The organism is Corallococcus exercitus, assembly GCF_042231735.1.
In the GTDB taxonomy this organism is placed as follows: domain Bacteria; phylum Myxococcota; class Myxococcia; order Myxococcales; family Myxococcaceae; genus Corallococcus; species Corallococcus exercitus_B.
This window is the reverse complement of record NZ_CP102577.1, coordinates 4,616,001-4,636,175: the sequence shown is the minus strand read 5'-3', so window position 1 is coordinate 4,636,175 and position 20,175 is coordinate 4,616,001. Positions and strand designations below refer to the sequence as shown.

The window sequence follows — 20,175 nt, the reverse complement described above, 5'->3', positions numbered from 1 at the left end:
GCGCCGCGCCTCAAGGCCCTCGCGTTAGGAGCACGGCCGTGTTCAAGAAGGTCCTGGTCGCCAACCGCGGGGAGATTGCCCTGCGGGTCATCCGCGCATGCCGTGAGCTGGGCATCGCCACCGTGGCGGTGCACTCCACCGCCGACGCCAACGCGCTGCACGTGCGCTTCGCGGACGAGGCCGTCTGCATCGGGCCGCCTCCGTCCAAGGAGAGCTACCTCAACGTGCCGCAGCTGCTGTCCGCGGCGGAGATCACCCGCGCGGACGCCATCCACCCGGGCTACGGCTTCCTGTCGGAGAACGCCGAGTTCGCGGAGGTCTGCGAGAACTGCAAGATCCGCTTCATTGGCCCGCGTCCGGAGATGCTGCGGCTGATGGGCAACAAGGTGCGCGCGCGCGCCGCGGCCCGCGAGGCCGGCATGCCGCTGCTCCCGGGCAGCCCCGGCACGGTGAAGGATCCGCGCGAGGCGGAGGCCTTCGCGAAGGAGATCGGCTTCCCGGTCATCCTGAAGGCGGCGGCGGGCGGCGGCGGCAAGGGCATGAAGATCGTCCGTGAGCCGGGCGTGCTCGCGCAGGCGTTCTCCACCGCGCAGGCGGAGGCCCTGGCCTCCTTCAACAACGGCGACCTCTACATCGAGCGGTACGTGGAGAAGCCGCGCCACATCGAGATTCAAATCGTCGCGGACGAGCACGGGAACATCATCCACCTCAACGAGCGTGAGTGCTCCGTGCAGCGGCGGCACCAGAAGCTCATCGAGGAGAGCCCGTCTCCCGCGCTCACGCCGGAATTGCGCCAGCGCATGGGCGAGGTGTCCGTCGCCGCGATGCGGAAGCTGCGCTACAACAACGTGGGCACCATCGAGTACCTGCTCGACGAGCGCGGCGAGTTCTACTTCATGGAGATGAACACGCGCATCCAGGTGGAGCACCCCGTGACGGAGCTGGTCATGGGCGTGGACCTGGTCCGTGAGCAGATCCGCATGGCCTACGGGCACCCCCTGCGCTTCAAGCAGGAGGACGTGCAGATCCGCGGGCACGCCATCGAGTGCCGCGTGAACGCGGAGGACCCCGTCACGTTCGCGCCGTGGCCGGGCAAGATCACCGGCTACAGCGTGCCGGGCGGCTACGGCGTGCGCGTGGACTCCGCCGCGTACGAGAACTACACGGTGCTGCCGCACTACGACAGCCTGCTGTCCAAGCTCATCGTGCACGCGGAGGACCGCGAGACGGCCATCCGCCGCATGCAGCGCGCGCTCTCCGAGTACGTGGTGGAGGGCATCCGCACGAACATCCCGTTCCACCGGGCCGCACTGGCGGAGGAGTCCTTCCAGGAGGGCAACTACGACACCCGGTTCGTGGAGCGCCTGCTGGCGAGCGAGACGGGCTCGCGCCGGCTCAAGAAGGCCGTGGAAGAGACGCCGTAGCGCTCGCCATGAGGGCGTGGAGCACCCGCCGGGCGGACGAGCGTCCAGGCGGGTGATCCAGCCCCGGGGGAGGACAGGCTGTTTCTTGACCCGCATTGGAGGATTCCGTTAGCCTCCGAAGCTCCCCCCCAGAGAAGGACTGAAACCCGCGAAGTTCCTCGGGGTTTCTGCCTGCCGGAAGCGCACGCTCGATGGACAAGAACAAGATCATCGAAGCCGCCGCGAAGCTGGTCGCGAAGGGCGCGTACGACAAAGCCATCAAGGAGTACCAGAAGGTCCTGGAGGTCGACCCGAAGGACATCCGGGTCCTCCAGAAGATGGGGGAGCTGTACCAGAAGAAGAACGACAACGCGCAGGCGGCGCACTTCTTCACCAAGGTCGCGGAGAGCTACTCCTCGGACGGCTTCTTCCTCAAGGCCGTCGCCCTCTACAAGCAGGTCCTCAAGCTCAACCCGAACCTGCTGGAGGTGAACCTCAAGCTGGCGGAGCTGCACCAGCAGCTGGGGTTGATGTCGGAGGCGATGGCGTACTTCCAGATCGTCGCCAACCACTACGACAAGGCGGGCGACACCCGGTCGAGCCTCGACACCCTCAAGAAGATGGTGGATCTCGACCCGGAGAACGTGGCGTCGAAGATCAAGCTCGCGGAGCTGTACGCGCGCGAGAACATGACGAAGGAAGCGGCGCAGGAGTTCAAGCGCGCCGCGGAGTACCTCAAGCGCAACGCCCGCGCGGATGACTGGCTGCGCGTCGCCGAGCGCCTCTCCGCGCTGGAGCCGGACAACCTCCCGCTCGCGAAGGAGCTGGCCGCGTCGTACCTGCAGCGCGGCGACCAGAAGCGCGCGCTCGCCAAGCTCCAGGTCTGCTTCAAGGCGGATGGCCGCGACGTGGAGACGCTGACGCTCCTGGCCCAGGCGTTCCAGGGGCTGGGCCAGGTCTCCAAGACGGTGTCCGTCTACAAGGAGCTCGCGAAGATCCACCAGGAGCGCGGCCGCACCGCCGAGTCCGACGGCGTGTGGACGCAGATCGAGCTGCTGGATCCGCAGGATCCGGATCTGCTCGCGCGCCGGGGGCCCGTCGCGGAGCCCGAGCCGGAGCCCGCGCCCGCCGCCGCGCATCACCACGAGGAGCCGGCCGCGCCCGCGTGGAGCGCGCCCGCCGCCGCGGCGCCTCCGTCCCGTCCCGCGCCCGCCGCGCCGCCCGCGGCCGTGGTTCCTCCTCCGCCCGCGGGGATGAGCCGCGAGCAGCTGGCCAAGCTGCTGACGGAGACGGACGTCTACGTGAAGTACGGGCTCCACGACAAAGCGCTGGAGCACCTGCGCAAGGTCTTCTCCGTGGATCCGGAGAACCTGGACGCGCACGAGAAGGCGTACCACATCTACGTGGCGGCCAATAACGGCGCGCAGGCGTCGGAGCAGCTGCTCAACGTGCTGCGCCTGTGCACGCGCCGCGCGGACGTGCAGCGCGCGCAGCCGTACCTGGCGACCATCCTCCAGGAGAACCCGGCGCATCCCGAGGTGCCCGCCTTCCTGTCCGTGCTCCGCACGGAAGGGGGCTTCGTGGCGCCGGCGGCGGTGCCGGGCGTGGAGTCGCTGGAGGAGGACGCCATCCTGGTGGACTCCAACGACGACGAGGTCCTCGTCGCGGATCCGCCGGAGGACGCGCTCGCGCAGCCGGAAGGCGACGAGCTGGCGCTCGCGGCGCTGAGCCACGGGTCGGACTCAGATGAAATCGTCGACGACGAGGTCGCGGAGACCACGTTGAGCGGCGAGGAAGCGGTGATGGGCGAGCCCCTCAGCTCCGCCGAGAACACCGTCTACGACCTGCCGCCGCAGGACGACCTGGTGATGGCGTCCGACGAGGACTCGCTGGTGCTCGCGGACGAGCCGGCCCTGGGCGGAGCCGACGCTTCCGGAGGCCTGGACGACGAGCCGCTGGTCGCTCCGGACGACGCGCTGGCGTACGCGGAAGACTCGTTCGCGGACGTGGGCGGCGATGAGCCCATGGTGCTCGCGGACGACGCGGACGGCATGTCGCTGGGCGACGAGGAGGAGGCTCCGCCCACGCGCATCCTGTCCCCGTCGCGCGCGCTGCTCGAGGAGGCCGCGCCGGACACGCGCCAGCTGCCGACGCTGGACGACGGCGGCGACGAGGCCCTGGTCGAGCCCGGCATGTCGCTGGGCGAGGACGACGACGCGCCCACGCGCGTGGGGCTCGCGCCCCTGGACGCCTCCGCGCTGGACGACGCCGGCCTGGACGAAAGCTTCGCCGCGCCCGCGGAAGAGCCCGCCTACGACGGTGGCATGTCGCTGGGCGACGAGGACGACGAGCCCACCGCCGCGCACATGGTGCTCGCGCCGGCGGAGGCGCTGGCCTACGACGAGCCCCAGGCCGAGGCGCTCGAGGACACGCCCGAGCCGGAGCCCGAGGCCCTGGCGGATGCGCCGGAGCCGGAGCCGGAGCCGGAAGCCGAGCCCGAGGAGGAGCCTGCCTCCGAGGAGTGCGACGAGGCGTCGTTCTTCCTCGACCAGGGGCTCCTGGAAGAGGCGCGCGAGATCCTGGAGACGGTGGCCATCGCGTTCCCGGGCCACGTGCGCGCCGGGGAGCTGATGGCGCGGCTGGAGGAGCTGGAGGCCGGCGGTGGCGCGGCCCCCGCGGACGAGGCTCCCTCCGAGCCCGTGCACGTGCCCTCCGTGCAGCCGGTGACCGAGGCGTCGCTCGACGACGGCGCCGGTGGCGGTGACGCGTTCGACCTGGCGGCGCAGCTGGCCGGTGAGCTGGACGACCTGGGCGGCGAGTCGCTGGCGGCGGTGCCCCCGGCGGACGAGGACTTCCAGTACTCGGTGGACGAGGTCTTCGCCGAGTTCAAGAAGGGCCTGGCCAAGGTGGTGAAGCCCGAGGACGTGGACACGCACTACGACCTGGGCATCGCCTACAAGGAAATGGGCCTGCTGGACGACGCCGTCCACGAGTTCGACGTGGCCCGCCAGGGCTGCGTGGGCACCCCGCGCGAGCTGGACTGCCTGACGATGATTGGCATGCTGCACACGCTGCGCGGCAAGCCGGAAGAGTCCGTGCAGGTGTTCAAGGAAGGCCTTTCCAACGTGCTCGCGACGGGCGAGGTGGCCAAGGCGCTGGGCTTCGAGCTGGCGAGCGCCTACGACGCGCTCAACGAGCCGGGCAAGGCGCTCTTCCACTTCCAGCGCGTGGCCGCGATGGACGCGAAGTACCGCGACGTGGGGTCGCAGGTGACGCGGCTGTCCGCGGTGACCGCGCCGGAGGAGGACCCGCTGCCTCGCGCGGCCAAGGGCCCCGCGACACCGGCACCGGTTCCTGCCGCGGGCGCGCCGAAGGCTCGTAAAGTAGGGTACGTGTAGCGCGTCCCCACGAGGCCCGGCGAGCGATGACGACCTACCTCGATTTCTTCGAACTCACCCAGGAGCCGTTCTCCAACGCTCCGGTGAGCCGCTTCTATTACAACTCCGCGCAGCACTCGCAGGCCCTCACCCGGCTGATGCACGCCGTGGGCTACATGAAGGGCCTGTCCATCCTCGTCGGCGACATCGGCGCGGGGAAGACGACGCTCGCACGGCGCATGCTCGACTCGCTTCCGGAGTCCGAGTACGAGGCCGCGCTGCTCGTCATCATCCACTCGGGCATCACCGCCCAGTGGCTCTTGCGCCGCATCGCGCTCCAGCTGGGCGTGGAGAACCCCGCGCAGGAGAAGCTGGCGCTCCTGTCGCAGCTCTACCAGCGCCTCCTGCAAATCTACGAGTCCGGCAAGAAGGCCGTCGTCCTCATCGACGAGGCGCAGATGCTGGAGACGCGGGAGATCATGGAGGAGTTCCGGGGGCTGCTGAACCTGGAGGTGCCGGAGCGCAAGCTCATCTCCTTCGTCTTCTTCGGCCTGCCGGAGATTGAGAAGAACCTGAAGCTGGACCCGCCGCTCGCCCAGCGCGTGGCGCTCCGCTACAAGCTGGAGCCCTTCACGGCGGAGTCCACCGAGGCGTACGTGAAGCACCGGCTGCGGCTCGCCGGCTGCCCGCGCATGCCCTTCACGCCGGAGGCGCTGCTCGCCGTGCACGAGCACTCCGGCGGCACCCCGCGCGTCATCAACACCCTGTGCGACAACGCCCTCTTCGAGGCGTTCCTGGCGCGCTCGGAGACCATCAGCGCGGAGCTGGTGCACCGCATCGGGACGAACCTGGGACTCCAGGGCGGCTCGGCTGCTGCCCAGGCAGGCGAGCGAGCGAGCGCTCCCGCCACGTCGCTGCCCCGGACGGCGAACACGAAAATCGACCTGGCGGAGATCGACCGCTACCTCGAGGGACTCGGTAAGCTCTAGCGGCTTGTCCCTCCCCAGCCGCAACAGCGCAGCGCGCAAGGCGCTCTTGTGGGTGCTCCTCGTGGTGTCGGGGAGCATCCTGCTGTTGCGTCAGCCGTTCACCTGGGACGCCGCCTGCACCGTGGCGCGCAGGCACCTGCCGGACCTGCTGGGCGTGGATATCGGCATCGGCCGGTGCGAGCTGGATCCGCTGGGCTCGCGCGTGGTGCTGCACGGCGTGTCGGTGTTCGCGCGCGGCACGGACACGCCGCTGTTCGCCGCGGACGAGGCGGAGGTGTCGCTGGGCTTCCTGTCGCCCCTGTCGCGCCGCCTCATGCTGGGCCAGGTGCGCGTGCGCCATCCGCGCGTGGCGCTGGATTTGTCCCGGCCTTCTTCCAGCCCGCCATCTTCCGACGGCACGTGCCCGCTCACGCCGCTGACGCGCGTGGGCGTGGGGCGCCTGGACATCACCGGCGCGGAGGTGCGCCTCGCGCTGCCGGACGGGCGCGGCGTGGAGGTGGAGAACCTGGACGTGGGGTGGGTGGAGCACTGGGGCGTGATGGAGCTGGAGGTCGGCGCGCGGCGCGGCCTGGTGCGCCTGGGCGCGGGCGGCGGCGAGCTGACGCTGGGCCAGCTGGGCTTCACCGGCGCGTTGGATCCGGACGAGGGCCTGCTGGACGTGGAGCGCGCGGAGGTGACGCTCGACGACATCACCGCCACGGTGTCCGGCCGCGTGGAGACGCTGTGCCATCCGGTGCTCGCGCTGGACGCGCAGGTGTTCCTGCCGCTGCGCACGCTGTCGCAGGCGAAGCTGTTGCCGCGTCCGGCCACCGGGCACCTGTGGACGCGCCTGTCCGTCACCGGGAAGCCCTCCTCGCTCGCGGTGGGCGCGGACCTGTCCGCGAGCAACCTGGCCTATGAGCAGTACGGCCCGGTGAGCCTCAACGCGCGCCTGTCGTACGCGGGGGACCGCGTGCGCGTGGAGTCACTGGAGGCGCCGCTGGGAAGCGGCAAGGTGAAGCTGTCCGGCGCGCTGCGGCTCACGCCGGAATTGCCGGTGGACGTGACGCTCCAGACGGAGGACGCGTCGTTCGGGCGCATCCTGGAGCGCGCGGGCGTGGCGGGCTCCTGGGTGGACTTCCCCGCGACGGCGAACGCGCACCTCACCGGGACGCTGCTGCCCCGGCCGTCGCTGTCCGGGCCGCTGGACCTGCGCACGGGGCACTTCACGCTGGCCACGCGCGCGTTCGACGCGCCACCGAGCGCCGGCAAGACGCTGCTCACCTTCGAGCGGGGCCGCGCGCAGACGGCCGTGAAGCTGGCGGGGGACCGCGTGTCCTTCACGCGCCTCACGGTGGAGTCCGGCCGCTCGCGCGTGCACGGCGACGTGACGCTCTACTTCGACACCGCTCGCGGCCTGGACATCCATGGCAACGGCGAGCTGGAGCTGTCGGACTTCGGCCACATCGCGGAGCTGCCGTGGTCCGGGCGTGGCTCCGCGAACTACTCCATCGTGGGGCCGTACTCGGACGTGAAGGTGGACGCGAGCCTGTCCCTGCGCGACTTCACCTTCTGGGGCTTCGGCCTGGGCGTGACGCAGGCGAAGCTGTCGTACTCGGACGGGGTGCTGTCGTTCCCGTCGCTCACCGGCCAGAAGGGGCGCACGCAGTACTTCGGCAAGGCGGCGCTCACCTTCGCGCGCCTGTTGCACCTGCGCCTGGACGTGACCGTGCCGCAGGGGCGCACCGAGGACCTGGTGGACCTGGTGGCGGGCCTGAGTCCGTCCATCGCGGTGATTCAGGGCCAGTTCGCGGGCGCGGCCTCCGGACGCGTCGAAATCGACAGCCCGCTGGAGAAGCTGGAGGGCCTGGTGGCCTTCGACCTGCGCGACACCACGTACCTGGGGCGCCGGCTGGGCGCGGGCTCCGCGCGGCTGCGCTTCGTGGACGGCAAGGAGATGGTGCTGGAGCGCACCGTGCTGGACGGCCGGCTGGGACGCACCTGGGTGGAGGGCTCGTTCGGCTTCACCGCGGGCGCGCTGGACTACCGCTTCGGCGGCGAGAACCTGTCATTGGCGGAGGCCGTGGGCCCGGAGACCGCGGAGGAGATGGGCATCCAGGGCACGCTCGCGCTCGCGGGGACGGTGGCGGGCACGGCGGACAAGCCCGACATCCAGGCCACGCTGAAGGGGCCGCGCGTCACCTTCGCGTCGCGCGACCTGGGCGCCATGGACCTCGCGCTGCACCAGGAGGGCAAGCAGCTGCGCATCACCGGGCGCCCCTTCCGCGACGCGCAGGGCTCCCTGTCCATGACGGTGAAGGAGCCCTACCTCTTCGAGTCCACCGTCGACCTGCTGCTGCCGGAAATCAAGCCGCTGCTGCCCCAGGTGCCGGCGCTCGCGGGCGTCACCGGCATGCTCGCGGGGCGCGTGACGCTGCAGGGCCCGCTGTTGCAGCCGGAGGGCTACCAGGTGGGGGCCACGGTGCGGGAGCTGTCGCTCGCGCGGGGCGACCTGCGCGGCCGCAACCAGGGCCCCCTGGTGCTGACGTACGTCAACGGGCGGCTGGACGTGCAGCCCTTCCGCTTCAGCGGCGCGTCGGTGGACGTCACGCTGGGCGGCTGGATGAGCAAGCGCGCCATGAACATGAGCCTGCGCGAGGGGCGCATGGACGTGCGCCTCCTGGAGCCGCTCCTGCCGGGCATGGAGCGCGTGGGTGGCCAGCTGCGCGTGGACGCGGAGGCGACGGGGTCGCTGGACGCGCCGTCGGTGGTGGGCACCGCGGAGCTGTCCGACGTGCGGATGTCCATGCGCGACCTGCCGCTCACCGTGCGCGGCATGTCCGGCCGCCTGGAGCTGACGGGCCAGCGCGTGCTGCTGGAGCACCTGCAGGCCCAGGTCAACGAGGGCCAGGTGTCCGCGCGCGGCGACATCCGGCTGGAGCGCTTCGTGCCCAAGCGGCTGGCGCTGACGCTGCAACTGGATGCCGTGCCGTACCGGATGACGGAGGACCTGCCGCTCACGGTGTCCGGCCTGCTGCAGGTGGTGGGGCCTCCCACGGGGCCCACCGTCACGGGCGGGCTGGACATCGTCAAGCTGCGCTACCAGAAGCCGCTCGACATCGAGACGCTGCTCAAGACGATGCAGAAGAAGCCGCAGCTCGCGGTGGGCGGCGGGGGCGAGCGCGCGAGGGACCCCTTCTTCACCTGGGACGTCAACGTGCACTTCGGCGACGTGCGCGTGGACAACAACCTGGCGAAGGCGCGGCTCCTGGGCGACGTGCGGCTCACCGGCACGGACGTGAAGCCGGGGCTGCTGGGCCGCGTGGAGGCGGCCGAGGGCAGCCAGGCGTTCTTCCGCAACAACCTCTTCACCATCGACCAGGGGCAGCTGGAGTTCCGCGACGCGTCCGGCATCGACCCGGTGTTCGAGGTGCAGGCGCAGACGTCCGTGCGCGAGTTCGTGGTGAAGCTGCACGCCTTCGGCCGGCCGGCCAACCCGCTGGTGGTGCTGTCGTCGGAGCCGGTGCTCACGGAGGGTGACATCCTGTCGCTGCTGACACTGGGCGTGACGAGCGCGGACAAGGACACGGCCGCGTCGGCGAGCTACGGTCTGGCGGCGGAGGCCCTCTTCAACGTGTCGGGACTGGACCGGCAGGTGCGCCGGTTCCTGCCCAGCAACCCCGTTCTCAGGGACTTGTCCCTGCAGATCTCCACCACCTACAACGACGCCACCCGACAGGCGGAGCCCACCGCACAACTGGAGTCGAAGTTCCTGTCCGAGCAGCTTAAAATCGGGATGACCCAGCCCGTGAGTGGGCGAGGCACCCGGGCACGCGCTGAGTACCGCTTCGACGACCGTCTTTCCGCACAGGCCCAGTGGGACAACGAGAACAGCCAGGCGTCGTTCGGAAACCTCGGGCTCGAGCTGAAGCTGGGCTGGGAGGTCGAGTAGCCGCGCTGACCGCGGTGCTGCTCCTCGTGTGCGCGCGGCCCGCCTTCGCGGCGCCCGCTGGCCCCGACGACGAAGCGCCCGCGGTGGTCGCCGTGGAGCTGCACCTGCCGGAGGGCATGGCCCCGGACGGGCTGTCGGGGCTCGTCACGCTGCGCAAGGGGCAGGCGCTGACGCCCGGCGCGGTGCGCAAGTCGGTGGAGCAGCTGTTCGCCACGGGGCGCTTCGCGGACGTGGTGGCGCTCACCCAGGACGTGCCGGGTGGGGTGCGGCTCGTCTTCCAGCTCACGCCGCTGCCGCTCTTGTCGCACGTGGCGGTGCGGGGCAACCACGTCCTCACGTCCGGGGAGCTGCTGGAGGCGAGCGGGCTGCTCCAGGGCGGGCCGTTGGACCCGGAGGAGCTGGACACCGCGGCGGACGCCGTGCGCGAGGCCTACCAGCGCAAGGGCTACGACGCCGTCGACATCCAGGTGGAGGAGCGGCCGGTGCCCGCGGGCGGCGTGGCGGTGACGCTGGTGGTGGAGGAGGGCAAGCCCACCCGCGTGCGGCAGGTGACCTTCTCCGGCAGCCCCGCGCTGCCCCTGCCGCGCCTGGTGGAGGCGCTGGGGATGAAGCCCGGAGAGGTGTTCGACCGGGCGAAGCTGGACTTCGGGCTGGAGCGGCTGCGGGCGCTGCTGCGCGAGGGCCAGCACTGGCGGGCCTGGGTGGGCACGCCCACCGTCGTCGTGGAGGACAGCGAGGCGTCCGTGGCGGTGCCGGTGTCGGCGGGCCCCGCGTTCCACCTGCGCTTCACGGGCAACCGCCGCTTCCCCAGCTCGCTGCTGGCGCGCGTGGTGGCCTACGACGGCGAGGAGGCGATGGACGAGGCCGTGGCGGCGCGGCTCGCGCGGCGGCTGGAGGCGTTCTACCGGCGGCGCGGCTTCCACGACGTGCGCGTGCGGCCGCTGGAGCTCACCCGGCCGGACGGGGACGCGGCGGTGCTGGGCTTCCAGGTGGACGAGGGCGCCCCGCTGCGCGTGACGGACGTGCGCTTCCACGGCAACGCGGCGCTGTCGTCCGCCCTGCTGCGCTCCATGCTCACCAACCAGGTGGCGGTGCTGGAGACGTGGCCGGAGCTGGACCTGCCCATGCGCGAGGACCCGCTGGAGACCGAAGGGCGCGACCGGCGCCAGGACTCGGGCGGGGTGTCCCCGCCGGACCCGTCCACGGTCTACGTGGAGGACGCGTGGCTGGAGGCCGCGGACGCCATGACGACGGCCTACCGCGAGCAGGGCTTCGCGTCCGCGCAGGTGACCTTCCGCGGCCTCACGGTGGATGCGGTCCACCACACGGCGGAGGCGGACTTCGACGTGGAGGAGGGCCCCCAGGCGCTCATCCGCGCGCCCATCTTCCTGGGCATGCCGCTGGAGGTGGATCCGGTCTGGGTGACGCTGCTGCTGCCCGCGGGCACGCCGCTGAGCTTCGAGAAGGTGGACCAGGCGCAGGCCGCGCTGGAGCGGGGGCTGGGCCGCGAGGGCTACCTCTTCGCGCACGTGAGCAACTCCGTGTCGGTGGAGGAGGGCGGCACCTCCGCGCAGGTGACCTACCGCACGGACCCGGGGCCCCGCGTGCGCGTGGGGCAGGTGCTGCTCCAGGGGCTGACGCGCTCGGATCCGGACGTGGTGCTGGCGCAGCTGGACCTGAAGCCCGGGCAGCCGCTGTCGGTGGAGGCGCTGGCGGAGGCGCAGCGCCGGCTGTCGCGGCTGGGGCTGTTCCGGCAGGCGGAGGTGTCGCTGGCGGACCCCAACCGCCGCGAGGCCTCCAAGGACGTGCTGGTGACGGTGCAGGAGCGCCCGCGCATCGACGGCGAGGTGTCCGGCGGCTACTTCCTGGTGGACGGTCCGCGCATCACGCTGGACACGGCGTGGCGCAACCTGGATGGCCGGGGGCTGAACCTGCTGGCGCGCGGCAAGGTGAACTACGCGGGCGCGAGCGCGGAGGCGCTGTCGTCGTCGCGGCTTCCGGCCGGGTGCTCCACCGGGGAGCTGGCCGGCGAGGCGTGTGAGTCCGACCTGGACGGCTTCAGCGGCCTGGGCGGGCGCGGCAACCTGGCGCTGTCCCAGCCCCGGCTGTCCTTCCTGGCGCCGCAGGAGATTGGCGCGCGGCTGGACCTGATTGGCGAGCGCGTGCACCGGCCGTCGTACCTGTCCACGCGGTTCGCGGCGGTGCTGGGCGCGGACTGGGCGCTGGCGTCGTGGGTGAACGTGTCGCTCCAGTACGAACTGGAGAACAACCGGCTGCGCTCGCGCGCGGGCGTGCTGGAGCTCATCAACCGCGCGGACCAGGAGCGCCTGCGCTACCCGTACGGCGACTTCGCGCTGCACTCGCTGCGCCCGTCCATGACGCTGGACTTCCGTGATGACCCGGCGAACCCGCGGCGCGGCATGGTGCTCAGCAGCAGCGTGGAGTTCATGCGCGGCATCAGCGTCCACCCCACGGACGTCGCGGGCAACCGCGTGCCGGAGTTCCCCATCGACGGCGTGAAGCTGTCGGGCAGCGTGAGCGCGTACGCGCCGCTGGGCCGCCGCGCGAGCGTGGCGGTGAGCGCGCGCGCGGGCACCATCGTGCCGCTGACGCAGGGGGCGCAGAACATCGGGTCCAAGCTGTTCTACCTGGGCGGGTCCTCCAGCCTCCGGGGCTTCCGCGAGGACGGCGTGCTGCCGCAGGACGTGCGCGAGGTGCTGCACCAGCGGCTGGCCGCGTGCCGCGCCGTGATTTCCCCCGCGGGCTGCCCGGATGACCTCAAGGCGGTGCTCGCCGGCCAGGTGCCCGCGAGCCAGGGCGGCGAGCTCTTCACGCTGGCCAAGGCGGAGCTGCGCGTGCCCGCCATCGCCGCGGTGGACCTGGGGCTGTTCTTCGAGGCAGGCAACCTGTGGCAGGACCGCACGCTGTTCGACCCGGGCGTGCTGCGCTACGCGGCGGGCGTGGGCCTGCGCTACGTGACGCCCGTGGGCCCGCTGGCCTTCGACGTGGGCTTCAACCTGGACCGCGACGAAGCGCTCAACGAGGCGCCCACGCAGTTCCACTTCAGCATCGGGACGTTCTGACCGGAGGCCTTCGCTTGCGACCCGACCGTGCGCGCCACCGTGGAAGGGCTTGGGGCCTGGCCCTGCTGGGGCTGTTCGCGCTCGCGTGTCAGCACGGGCCGGACGCCGCGGCGAAGGCGCCGCGCCCCGCGTGGATGCCTCCGGAGGGGAGCTGTCCTCGCGGCGCGCAGCTCCAGATGGAGCGGCTGGGGCTGAAGGTGGGGGACCGCATCCCCGTCATCGTGGACAGCATCCAGGACCACCCGGGGCCGGCCCGGTACAACTACAGCTTCGTCATCGCGCTGCCGCAGGCGGAAGGGGAGGCGAAGCTGCCGGGGGCGCGCATCGGCGGGCGGCTCTACGTGACGAAGCACCGCGTGTTCGGCCGGTACGACCGCATCTTCACCCCGGAGAGCGGTGCCACGTCGGTGCCCTTCTGCGGCGTGCTGCTGGACACGCGCTGGGACCGGGACGGCGAGGGGCTCATCGCGTACCCCAGCCCCATGAAGGGCTTCTCCGTGGTGCAGGACAACACCGGCGTCATCCAGGTGGTGGACCGCTACCCGTGAGGCCTGGACGTCAGTCGATGTGCAGGGTGTAGGACTGCTTGTCGTTGGCCAGCAGGTCCACGACGCTGATTTCGAAGGTGAAGTCGGTCCCGCTCGTGGGCTTGCCGTAGAGGATGCCCTCCTTCGTGTCGAAGAGGATGCCCGGCGGCAGCGCTCCGTCCTTCACGCTCCAGTTGAACAACGAGCCGGAGCCGCCGGTCGTCCGGAGGGTGTAGCTGTAGTCGGAACCCACGCGTCCGGTGGGCACCGCGCGCGACAACAGCTTGACGTTGCCGGTGGCGTTCGTGAGGGTGATGGAGAGCGTGCCGGTGACGGACTGGGGCGGCGTGTCGCTGTCCGTCACGACCACCGTGAACGACGTCTCCCCGGCCTGCGTCGTGGTGCCGGTGATGACGCCGTCCGCCGCGAGCGTCAGCCCCGACGGCAGCGACTGCTCCGGAGCGAGGGCGAAGCTGTACGGGCCCTTGCCTCCGGTGGCGGAGATGCGCTCGGTATAGGCGCGATTGCTGGCGGCGTCCGCGAGCGGCTCCGGCCCCGCGACCCGCAGCAGCGGCCGGACGCGCAGGGTCAGGCTGCCGCTGGCGCGCTTCGTGGGGGTGCTCTGGTCGGTCACCTCCACCGGGAGGACCAGGTCCCCCGCGCGCGTGGGCGTGCCGGTGACGCGGCCCTCGGTGTCGAGCGTGATGCCCGCGGGGAGCTGGCCGGTGGCGTTGAACGTGTACGGCGGCGTGCCGCCCCGGGCCTGGAGCCGCGCCGAATAGGGAACGGTCTCGACGGCCTCCATCAGGGGGGTGGACTCCAGCGCGAGCGCGGGAGGCCCCGCGTCCGGTTCACCCGCGTCCGGTTCGCCTGCGTCCGCCCCGCCGGCGTCCACGGTGCCGGCGTCCACCTCCATGCCGCCATCCTGCTCCACGCCCGCGTCTTCCACGGGCGCAGGCCCGTCGTCGCAAGGGCCGCCTTCACCACACGCCGGCAGACAGCGGTTCGCCGAAGCGAGGCACGACGTACCGGAGGGGCAGCCCCCGGCCGCATCGCACGCGGCGAAGCGCGACAGGTCCGGCGCGAAGCTGCACGCTCCCACCGTGAGGACGACGGCGCCCATCAGCGCGGCGAGCAGCTTCCTCATGGCATCGCTCCAGTGAAGGGCACCGCGTCAGCCGGGGTGAGCACGACGGCGCCTGTCGGCAGCGCTCCAACGAGAGGCCCTGCACCACCCGGGCCGAGCCGCGGGGGGCCCGCCAGCCACCGGCCGGCACCTGCCACGGGCCGCCAACTCACGGCAGCTCCCAGATGAAGGACACCGCGCCCCCGATGCCCAGCAGCGCGCCCGCGCCCAGCAGCACGTTGGACGTGCGCGCCTGACGCCGGCCCGCGTCGAGCCGCGACGCGAAGCAGTCCGCGAAGGCCTGGCCGGCCGTGGCGCACTCGCCGCCGTTCTTCGACACCTTGGACTCCGTGCTTCGCGCGGCCAGCCCGAAGCCCACGCCCGCGATGAGCGCCGCGCCGCCCACGCCCCACAGCACCTTGGGCAGCACGCGCGAACCCTGGGGCTCCCGCACCGCGCGCGCCGTCACCAGCGGCGACCAGACCTGCTGGAGCGCGTGGGTCGCGCGCGCGTCCGCTTCGCCCGGCGTCGTGGCCGGTGCCTCGAACTGCGCTCGTGTCTCCGTGCCCCGCGCGTCCGTCACCGTGAGCGCCACGCTGCGCTTGCCTCCCACGCCCAGCGCCACACCCCGCACCAGCCTGCGCACGCCCAGCGCCGTGGCCTGCGCGCTCCGGCACTCCGCGTCGTCACACGCCGCCAGCCCCGCGCCCGAGCCGCGCAGCCTCGCCACCGTGTCCTCGCGCGACTCCAGGCACGCGTCCGGCAACGCGGCCACCGCGCGCCGCGTGGCGTCCTCCAGCTCGCGCGCGTCCTCGGACGGCAGGGCCAGCCTCTCGAAGGGCACGAGCACCACGCGCGTCTGGGCGTCGCACGGCGCGGACACCCGCAGCAGCATGAGCAGCAGGGACGCGGACGGGCTCATGGCACCAGGACCGCGTCGGCCTCGTCCGACGACGGCGTGATGCCGAGGCTCGCCATGTAGCCCCGGTAGAAGCGCGGTCCGAACGGCACGGAGAAGAGCCGGTCGCGCAGCGCGTCCTCCACCGCGCCCCGGGCCGCCACGCTGGCGTCGCTCCAGCGCAGGCCGCCCGCGTCCACCACCTCCGACGCGCGGGTGAGGGCGAACGGCGCCTCGCGGCCGCTGGCCCGGAGGTAGTAGCCGCGCCCCACGGGCAGCGACACCACCAGCGGACGCTCGCGCTCCTTGTGCAGCTCCACCACGCGGATGCCGCGCGCGTCCTCCACCCACAGCCGGCCCGCCACGCCCGTGGGCACCAGCAGGTAGCCCAGCGCCGCGGTGGCCGCCAGGTCCGTCAGCGCGAACGCCCGGTCCAGCGCGGGCGGCTGGATGTACACGCGCGACTGGCCTCGCACGTCGTCCATGCCCTGGCTCGCGGCGGCCACGAAGGCCCGCAGCTCCGCGTAGTCCACCTTGCCGTCCCCGTTCACGTCCCCCGCGCCCGACAGCGCCGAGCGCACCATGTGGCTGAAGACGCCGGAGCGGATGGCGCTCCACTCGTGGCTCTCCTGCTCCGACGACGTGGACAGCACCACCCCCACCTGCGGGAAGCGCTCCAGCTCGCGGTTGCCCAAGAGCCCCTTCACCGCGTCCGCGTACGCCGGGCCCACCGGCAGCGCGCCGCGCGAGTGGACGAAGAAGTACGAGTCACACGCGTCCACGATGAGCTGGAGGAAGGACGCCTTGCTCGGCGCCAGCACCCGCGCGTACAGCTCCGTGCGCGTCAGGGGCCCGTCCAGCAGGCTCACCGCCCCTTCACCCGCGGCGCCGCGCTTGCCGTGGCCCACGAAGACGAAGGACAGCACCGGCACCGCGCCCTTCGCCCGGTCCTCCGCCATGCGGCCGTTCAGGCGGGCGAGCGCGTCCCGCAGCGCGGCGTGGGTGGGGGGGCGCGTCTTCGCGGCGAGTCCGGGGTGCAGGGCCTGCGTGTCCGCGTCCAGCACGCTCAGCAGCACCACCTCGCGCGAGCGGGGGGCGAACAGCTCGTAGTACCGGGCGCCGTCGTCGTCCGCGTAGCGCAGGGGGGCCTGGGACGGCTCGGTGCCCGTGTTGCTGGCCACGATGAGGGCGTAGTGCACCTGCTCCGGCGGGGCGCTCGCAGCGGTTCCGGCCAGGAGGAGTACACCCAGGGCCAGGGTCCTGTGAGAGGGCATTCGCATCAGGGATTGCGCGGTGCGCTGTGGGAAAGAATGCCACGGGGCGCAACCGACAATCCACCGGAGGCCGCTCGCGACAACATGCGGATGACGGGACCGCAACGGTCGCGGTAAGCCCTTGAGGGATGGAGTGGGATGACGACACGCTGCGCCGTTTTCGCGAAGGCACCCCGGAGGTGCTGGCGGAGGTGTATCGCGCGCACGCGGAGCCACTCGCTCGCCTGCTCAAGGCGGCCGCATGGCGGGGAGCCTTCACCCGTCTGAGGAACGCGATGGAGCTGGAGAACACGCTGCTGGAGACCTTCGCTCGCGCCTTCGAGCCGCGCACGCGCGCCGCCTACAACGGCACGCGCCCGTATGCCCACTTCCTGATGGGCATCGCGCGCAACGTGCTGCTGGAGCAGTCGCGCGAGCGCGAGATGGTGGGCCGCGACGAGGCCTTCGAGGGGCTCACCGAGTCCTCCGCCGAGGACGGCGGACTGGCGGAGCTGTTGGAGGACCGCGAGGTGGAGGCGCTGCTCGCGGCGTTCAAGGACGGCCTGTCGCGCGAGGAACAGCGCTTGTTCGAGCTGCGCTTCGGCGAGGGCGTGGCCCAGGAAGAGGCGGCCACGGCGCTGGGCCTCACGCGCATCCAGGTGCGGCGGCGCGAGTTCGGGTTGAAGTCCAGACTGCTGGGGTTCCTCCAGTCGAAGGGGTACCTCGAGGACCTGGAGACGCAGGGCTGGAGCTTCTTCAAGCGGCGGGGTGCGCGATGAGTGGATGTGACGACCGCCGGACGAAGCAGGCCCTGGCCGCCCTCTTCGAGAAGGGCCGGGACGGGCTGGACGCGGACGGCTTCGAGCGCCTGCGCGCGCACCTGGCCACGTGCCCCGACTGTCAGGAGACGTACACGCGGCTGTCGCGCGTGGAGTCGGTGCTGGAGCAGCGCGCGCTGCCCCAGTCCCGGAGCGCGCTCCTGGAGCAGGCGCTGTTCGCGAGGCTGCGACAGGCCCCCGCGCGGCCGGCGGTGGCGCCGGAGCGCAAGAAGTGGTTCGCGTCCCCGCTCCTCATGCCCCTGTCGCTGGGCGCCGCCGCGGCGGCCGTGGCGCTGGTGGCCGTGGCGCCGTCGCTGGTGCGTCAGGAGCAGGGCGCGCCGGAGTGGCAGGCGCGCTCCTCCGCTCCCGGTGAAGGGGCCTGGGGCGTGCGCGCCTTCTGCATCTCGCCCACGGGCACGGTGCTGGCGGAGGCCCGTCCCGGCGGGACGCTGGCGTGCGCGGAGGGCAACGCGGTGCAGTTCAGCTACACCGCGCCGGAGCGCGTGCGCCTGTCGCTGGAGGGACTGCCCCAGGCCGGGGGGGAGCCGCTGCGCTTCTTCCCCAGTGAGGGCGCGGCCCCGGAGGTCGCCGCGGGCGTGGACGTCCCGCTGCCCTTCAGCACGCCCGTGCAGGGCGGGTGGCTGACGGGCCCGGTGCCGGTGCACGCGCGCTTCACGGATGCGCAGGGCCGCGCCGTCGCGGACACGCAGGTCACGCTCACGCCCCGCTGAGCCCCAAACGAACAACCCCCCTCCCGTGCGAGCACAGGAGGGGGGCGGGGACTGCCGTGCCTTGTGGGGTCCGTGAGTGACTACGGACGCGGGACGCGGCGGTCCACTTCCGCGGTGCCGGTGTACTGCGTGGACACGTTCAGGAAGCCCTTGAGCTGAACGCGCCAGGTGCCGGCGGGAGGGTTCGTGATGGTGACGGCCTCGCCGGTGGAGGTGCCCTCGGCGCTGGTCGCGACGAGCTCCCCGTTGGGGCCATGGACATACAGGTCCAGGTCGTAGGCCGGGTTGCCCCAGTCCGTCTTGATGCGCAGGGCGTTGGCGCCCGCGGGCACCTCCAGCGCGTGCTCGTGCTGCGCGGCGCGGAGGGACAGGTCCACCACGGGGAGGTTGATGGCGGTCTTCACCGTGCCCGTCCAGCCGGGCAGGGCGGTGGTCTGCGTGACGTAGCGGGTGCCCACGGCGTCATTCACCAGCTTCGTCGCCGCGTAGACGTCCGCGTAGCCCGCGCCCACCTCCCACGCCTCCAGCTGGCGCGTGTTGCCCGCCGCGTCCGTCGCGTACATGGGCCGCGCCGTGGCCTGCACCGCCGCGAGCACGCCGTCCATGTCGAGGGCGGGGTTCACCTCCAGCAGCAGCGCGGCGACGCCGGCCATGTGCGGCGCGGCCATGGAGGTGCCGGAGCTGGCCGCGTAGAACGGCTCCGGGTGCAGCAGGTCCAGGCCCAGGTACGGCTGCATGATGGCGCCGGTGAGCGCGCGCGCCGCCACGATGTTCACACCGGGCAGCGTGATGTCCGGGTGGTGGAACTCGTCGCCCGGGATGCCCCGGCTGGAGAAGCCCGCCAGCTCGCCCGCCTTGTCCTGGCTGAGCAGCGGGTTGGTGGCCGCCGTGGTGTCGCGCGACGTGCCGGCCGCGACGGAGATGGCGCACGGCGAGGCGCTGTACGGGTTGAGCGTGTCGGGGGCGGAGCCCTCGTTGCCCGCCGCGAACACCACCACCATGCCCAGGTCGTAGGCGCGCTTCGTCGCGAGGGAGATGGGGTCGAACGGCGCGAAGTGGCTGCCGCTGGTGCCCCACGAGTTGGAGATGACGCGCACGTTGTGCGCCTCGCGGACGTCGGGGTCCATCAGGAAGTCGAAGCCCTCCAGCGCGAACAGGATGCTCAGCGCGTCGCCGGTGCCCACGCCCAGCAGCTTCGCGTCAGGGGCCACGCCTTGGTGCGCCCCGCCCGAGCGCGCACCCGAGCCGGCGATGATGCTGGCGCAGTGCGTGCCGTGGCCGCTCGTCAGGTCGCTGTTGGGCGTGTCCACATACAGCGCGCCGCCAATGCCCACGTCCAGCGGGGAGGCCACGACCTTCACGTTGCGCGCCATGTTGGGGAAGTCGCCGTGCGTGCCGTCGATGCCGGAGTCGATGACGCCCACGCCAATGCCCGCGCCCGTCGTCCCGTACGCGGTGCGCGCCGTGTCCGCGTGGATGTACGGCACGCTGGTGTCCAGGAAGTACTGGAGCGGCTTGTCCTCGTAGATGGAGAGCAGGCCCAGCGGCTGGAGCTCCTGGCGCAGCTGCGTGATGAGCTGCGGCGTCACCGGGACCTTCAGCGCCACCATGGGCAGCGACTTGAGCGCCAGCACGTTGCCCAGGCCCAGCCCTTGGGTTACCCCGCCCAGCGTCCGCGTCAGGCCGCCCAGGACGGCGTCCAGGTTCAGCACGCCGCCCGTCGCGTTCGCGGTGTTGAAGGAGAGGATGAGCGTGCGCACCGAGCCGTCCGTGTGCAGCGCCGGATCCACCACCGCCTGGCTGAGCGCCGCCTGCGCCGCGCTGGACGCATAGAGCGCGTTGCAGGCACTGGGAGTCGCGGCCGCCGCGGTGACGATGGACCGCGAGGCCGACGTGACGGCGGGCGGTGCCTCCTCCTTCGCGCCCCCCTCTTGCGAGGCGCTCGCGCCACAGCCCAGGACGGCGGCGGTGGCGGCGGCCCAACCCAGCGACATCAAACGCTTCATGTGGTGTTCCCCCGAGATGTGCGGCGGCCTTCC

General features: G+C 72.1%; 12 protein-coding genes. 8 read left to right on the top strand and 4 right to left on the bottom strand.

Translation table 11 applies throughout. From position 1 onward, the window contains the following. Positions 1–38: 38 nt before the first annotated feature. The 6 genes from accC (at position 39) to NR792_RS17970 (ending at position 13,331) form a co-directional block, all read left to right on the top strand. Entirely contained in the window at positions 39–1,424 is a 1,386-nt protein-coding gene (gene accC / locus NR792_RS17995) for an acetyl-CoA carboxylase biotin carboxylase subunit (protein ID WP_375761248.1), read from the top strand. A gap of 191 nt (positions 1,425–1,615) precedes the next feature. Beyond that, positions 1,616–4,801 (top strand): tetratricopeptide repeat protein, encoded by a 3,186-nt coding sequence (locus tag NR792_RS17990; RefSeq protein WP_375761247.1) that lies wholly within the window; start codon positions 1,616–1,618, stop codon positions 4,799–4,801. 26 nt (positions 4,802–4,827) lie between these two features. Further along, a complete protein-coding gene (locus NR792_RS17985) occupies positions 4,828–5,769 on the top strand; it encodes an ExeA family protein (protein WP_171433757.1) in 942 nt (313 codons plus the stop codon). A 4-nt stretch (positions 5,770–5,773) separates the two neighbouring features. Next, on the top strand, positions 5,774–9,700 hold the full coding sequence (locus NR792_RS17980; protein ID WP_375761246.1) for a translocation/assembly module TamB domain-containing protein: 3,927 nt from the start codon (positions 5,774–5,776) through the stop codon (positions 9,698–9,700). 14 nt (positions 9,701–9,714) lie between these two features. Further along, complete coding sequence (locus NR792_RS17975; protein WP_375761245.1) at positions 9,715–12,783, top strand: POTRA domain-containing protein; 3,069 nt, start codon at positions 9,715–9,717, stop codon at positions 12,781–12,783. Positions 12,784–12,797: 14 nt separating this feature from the next. After that, positions 12,798–13,331: a hypothetical protein gene (locus NR792_RS17970; RefSeq protein ID WP_375761244.1), complete on the top strand. Its 534-nt coding sequence runs from the start codon at positions 12,798–12,800 to the stop codon at positions 13,329–13,331. 10 nt (positions 13,332–13,341) lie between these two features. Here the strand turns inward: NR792_RS17970 and NR792_RS17965 are convergent, their stop codons facing one another. The 3 genes from NR792_RS17965 to NR792_RS17955 all read right to left on the bottom strand — a co-directional run bounded on the left by NR792_RS17965 (position 13,342) and on the right by NR792_RS17955 (position 16,608). Further along, positions 13,342–14,457 carry an Ig domain-containing protein gene (locus NR792_RS17965; RefSeq protein ID WP_375761243.1) on the bottom strand — a complete coding sequence of 372 codons (1,116 nt, stop codon included), beginning with the start codon at positions 14,455–14,457 and terminating at the stop codon, positions 13,342–13,344. A gap of 148 nt (positions 14,458–14,605) precedes the next feature. Then, positions 14,606–15,358, bottom strand: a complete 753-nt coding sequence (locus tag NR792_RS17960; protein WP_375761242.1) for a hypothetical protein — start codon at positions 15,356–15,358, stop codon at positions 14,606–14,608. Continuing rightward, positions 15,355–16,608 carry a hypothetical protein gene (locus tag NR792_RS17955; protein WP_375761241.1) on the bottom strand — a complete coding sequence of 418 codons (1,254 nt, stop codon included), beginning with the start codon at positions 16,606–16,608 and terminating at the stop codon, positions 15,355–15,357. Before NR792_RS17955 ends, NR792_RS17960 begins: the two co-directional genes overlap by 4 nt. Positions 16,609–16,736: 128 nt before the next feature. Here NR792_RS17955 and NR792_RS17950 point away from each other — a divergent pair, with 128 nt between their 5' ends. Together NR792_RS17950 and NR792_RS17945 are read left to right on the top strand one after the other, a co-directional pair. Beyond that, on the top strand, positions 16,737–17,366 hold the full coding sequence (locus tag NR792_RS17950) for an RNA polymerase sigma factor (protein WP_375761240.1): 630 nt from the start codon (positions 16,737–16,739) through the stop codon (positions 17,364–17,366). Next, the gene (locus NR792_RS17945; RefSeq protein ID WP_375761239.1) at positions 17,363–18,136 is read left to right on the top strand and encodes an anti-sigma factor family protein; all 774 of its coding nucleotides are present in this window, start codon (positions 17,363–17,365) and stop codon (positions 18,134–18,136) included. Before NR792_RS17950 ends, NR792_RS17945 begins: the two co-directional genes overlap by 4 nt. An 80-nt stretch (positions 18,137–18,216) precedes the next feature. Here NR792_RS17945 and NR792_RS17940 read toward each other — a convergent pair whose 3' ends face one another. Further along, a complete protein-coding gene (locus NR792_RS17940) occupies positions 18,217–20,142 on the bottom strand; it encodes a S8 family serine peptidase (protein ID WP_375761238.1) in 1,926 nt (641 codons plus the stop codon). Positions 20,143–20,175: the final 33 nt, after the last annotated feature.

Excerpts from the sequence above, each read along its gene's own strand:
- NR792_RS17955 (WP_375761241.1), bottom strand. The coding sequence starts at position 16,608 with ATGCCCTCTCACAGGACCCTGGCCCTGGGTGTACTCCTCCTGGCCGGA.
- NR792_RS17965 (WP_375761243.1), bottom strand. The coding sequence starts at position 14,457 with ATGAGGAAGCTGCTCGCCGCGCTGATGGGCGCCGTCGTCCTCACGGTG.
- NR792_RS17985 (WP_171433757.1), top strand. The coding sequence starts at position 4,828 with ATGACGACCTACCTCGATTTCTTCGAACTCACCCAGGAGCCGTTCTCC.
- NR792_RS17940 (WP_375761238.1), bottom strand. The coding sequence starts at position 20,142 with ATGAAGCGTTTGATGTCGCTGGGTTGGGCCGCCGCCACCGCCGCCGTC.
- NR792_RS17945 (WP_375761239.1), top strand. The coding sequence starts at position 17,363 with ATGAGTGGATGTGACGACCGCCGGACGAAGCAGGCCCTGGCCGCCCTC.
- NR792_RS17950 (WP_375761240.1), top strand. The coding sequence starts at position 16,737 with ATGGAGTGGGATGACGACACGCTGCGCCGTTTTCGCGAAGGCACCCCG.
- NR792_RS17960 (WP_375761242.1), bottom strand. The coding sequence starts at position 15,358 with ATGAGCCCGTCCGCGTCCCTGCTGCTCATGCTGCTGCGGGTGTCCGCG.
- NR792_RS17990 (WP_375761247.1), top strand. The coding sequence starts at position 1,616 with ATGGACAAGAACAAGATCATCGAAGCCGCCGCGAAGCTGGTCGCGAAG.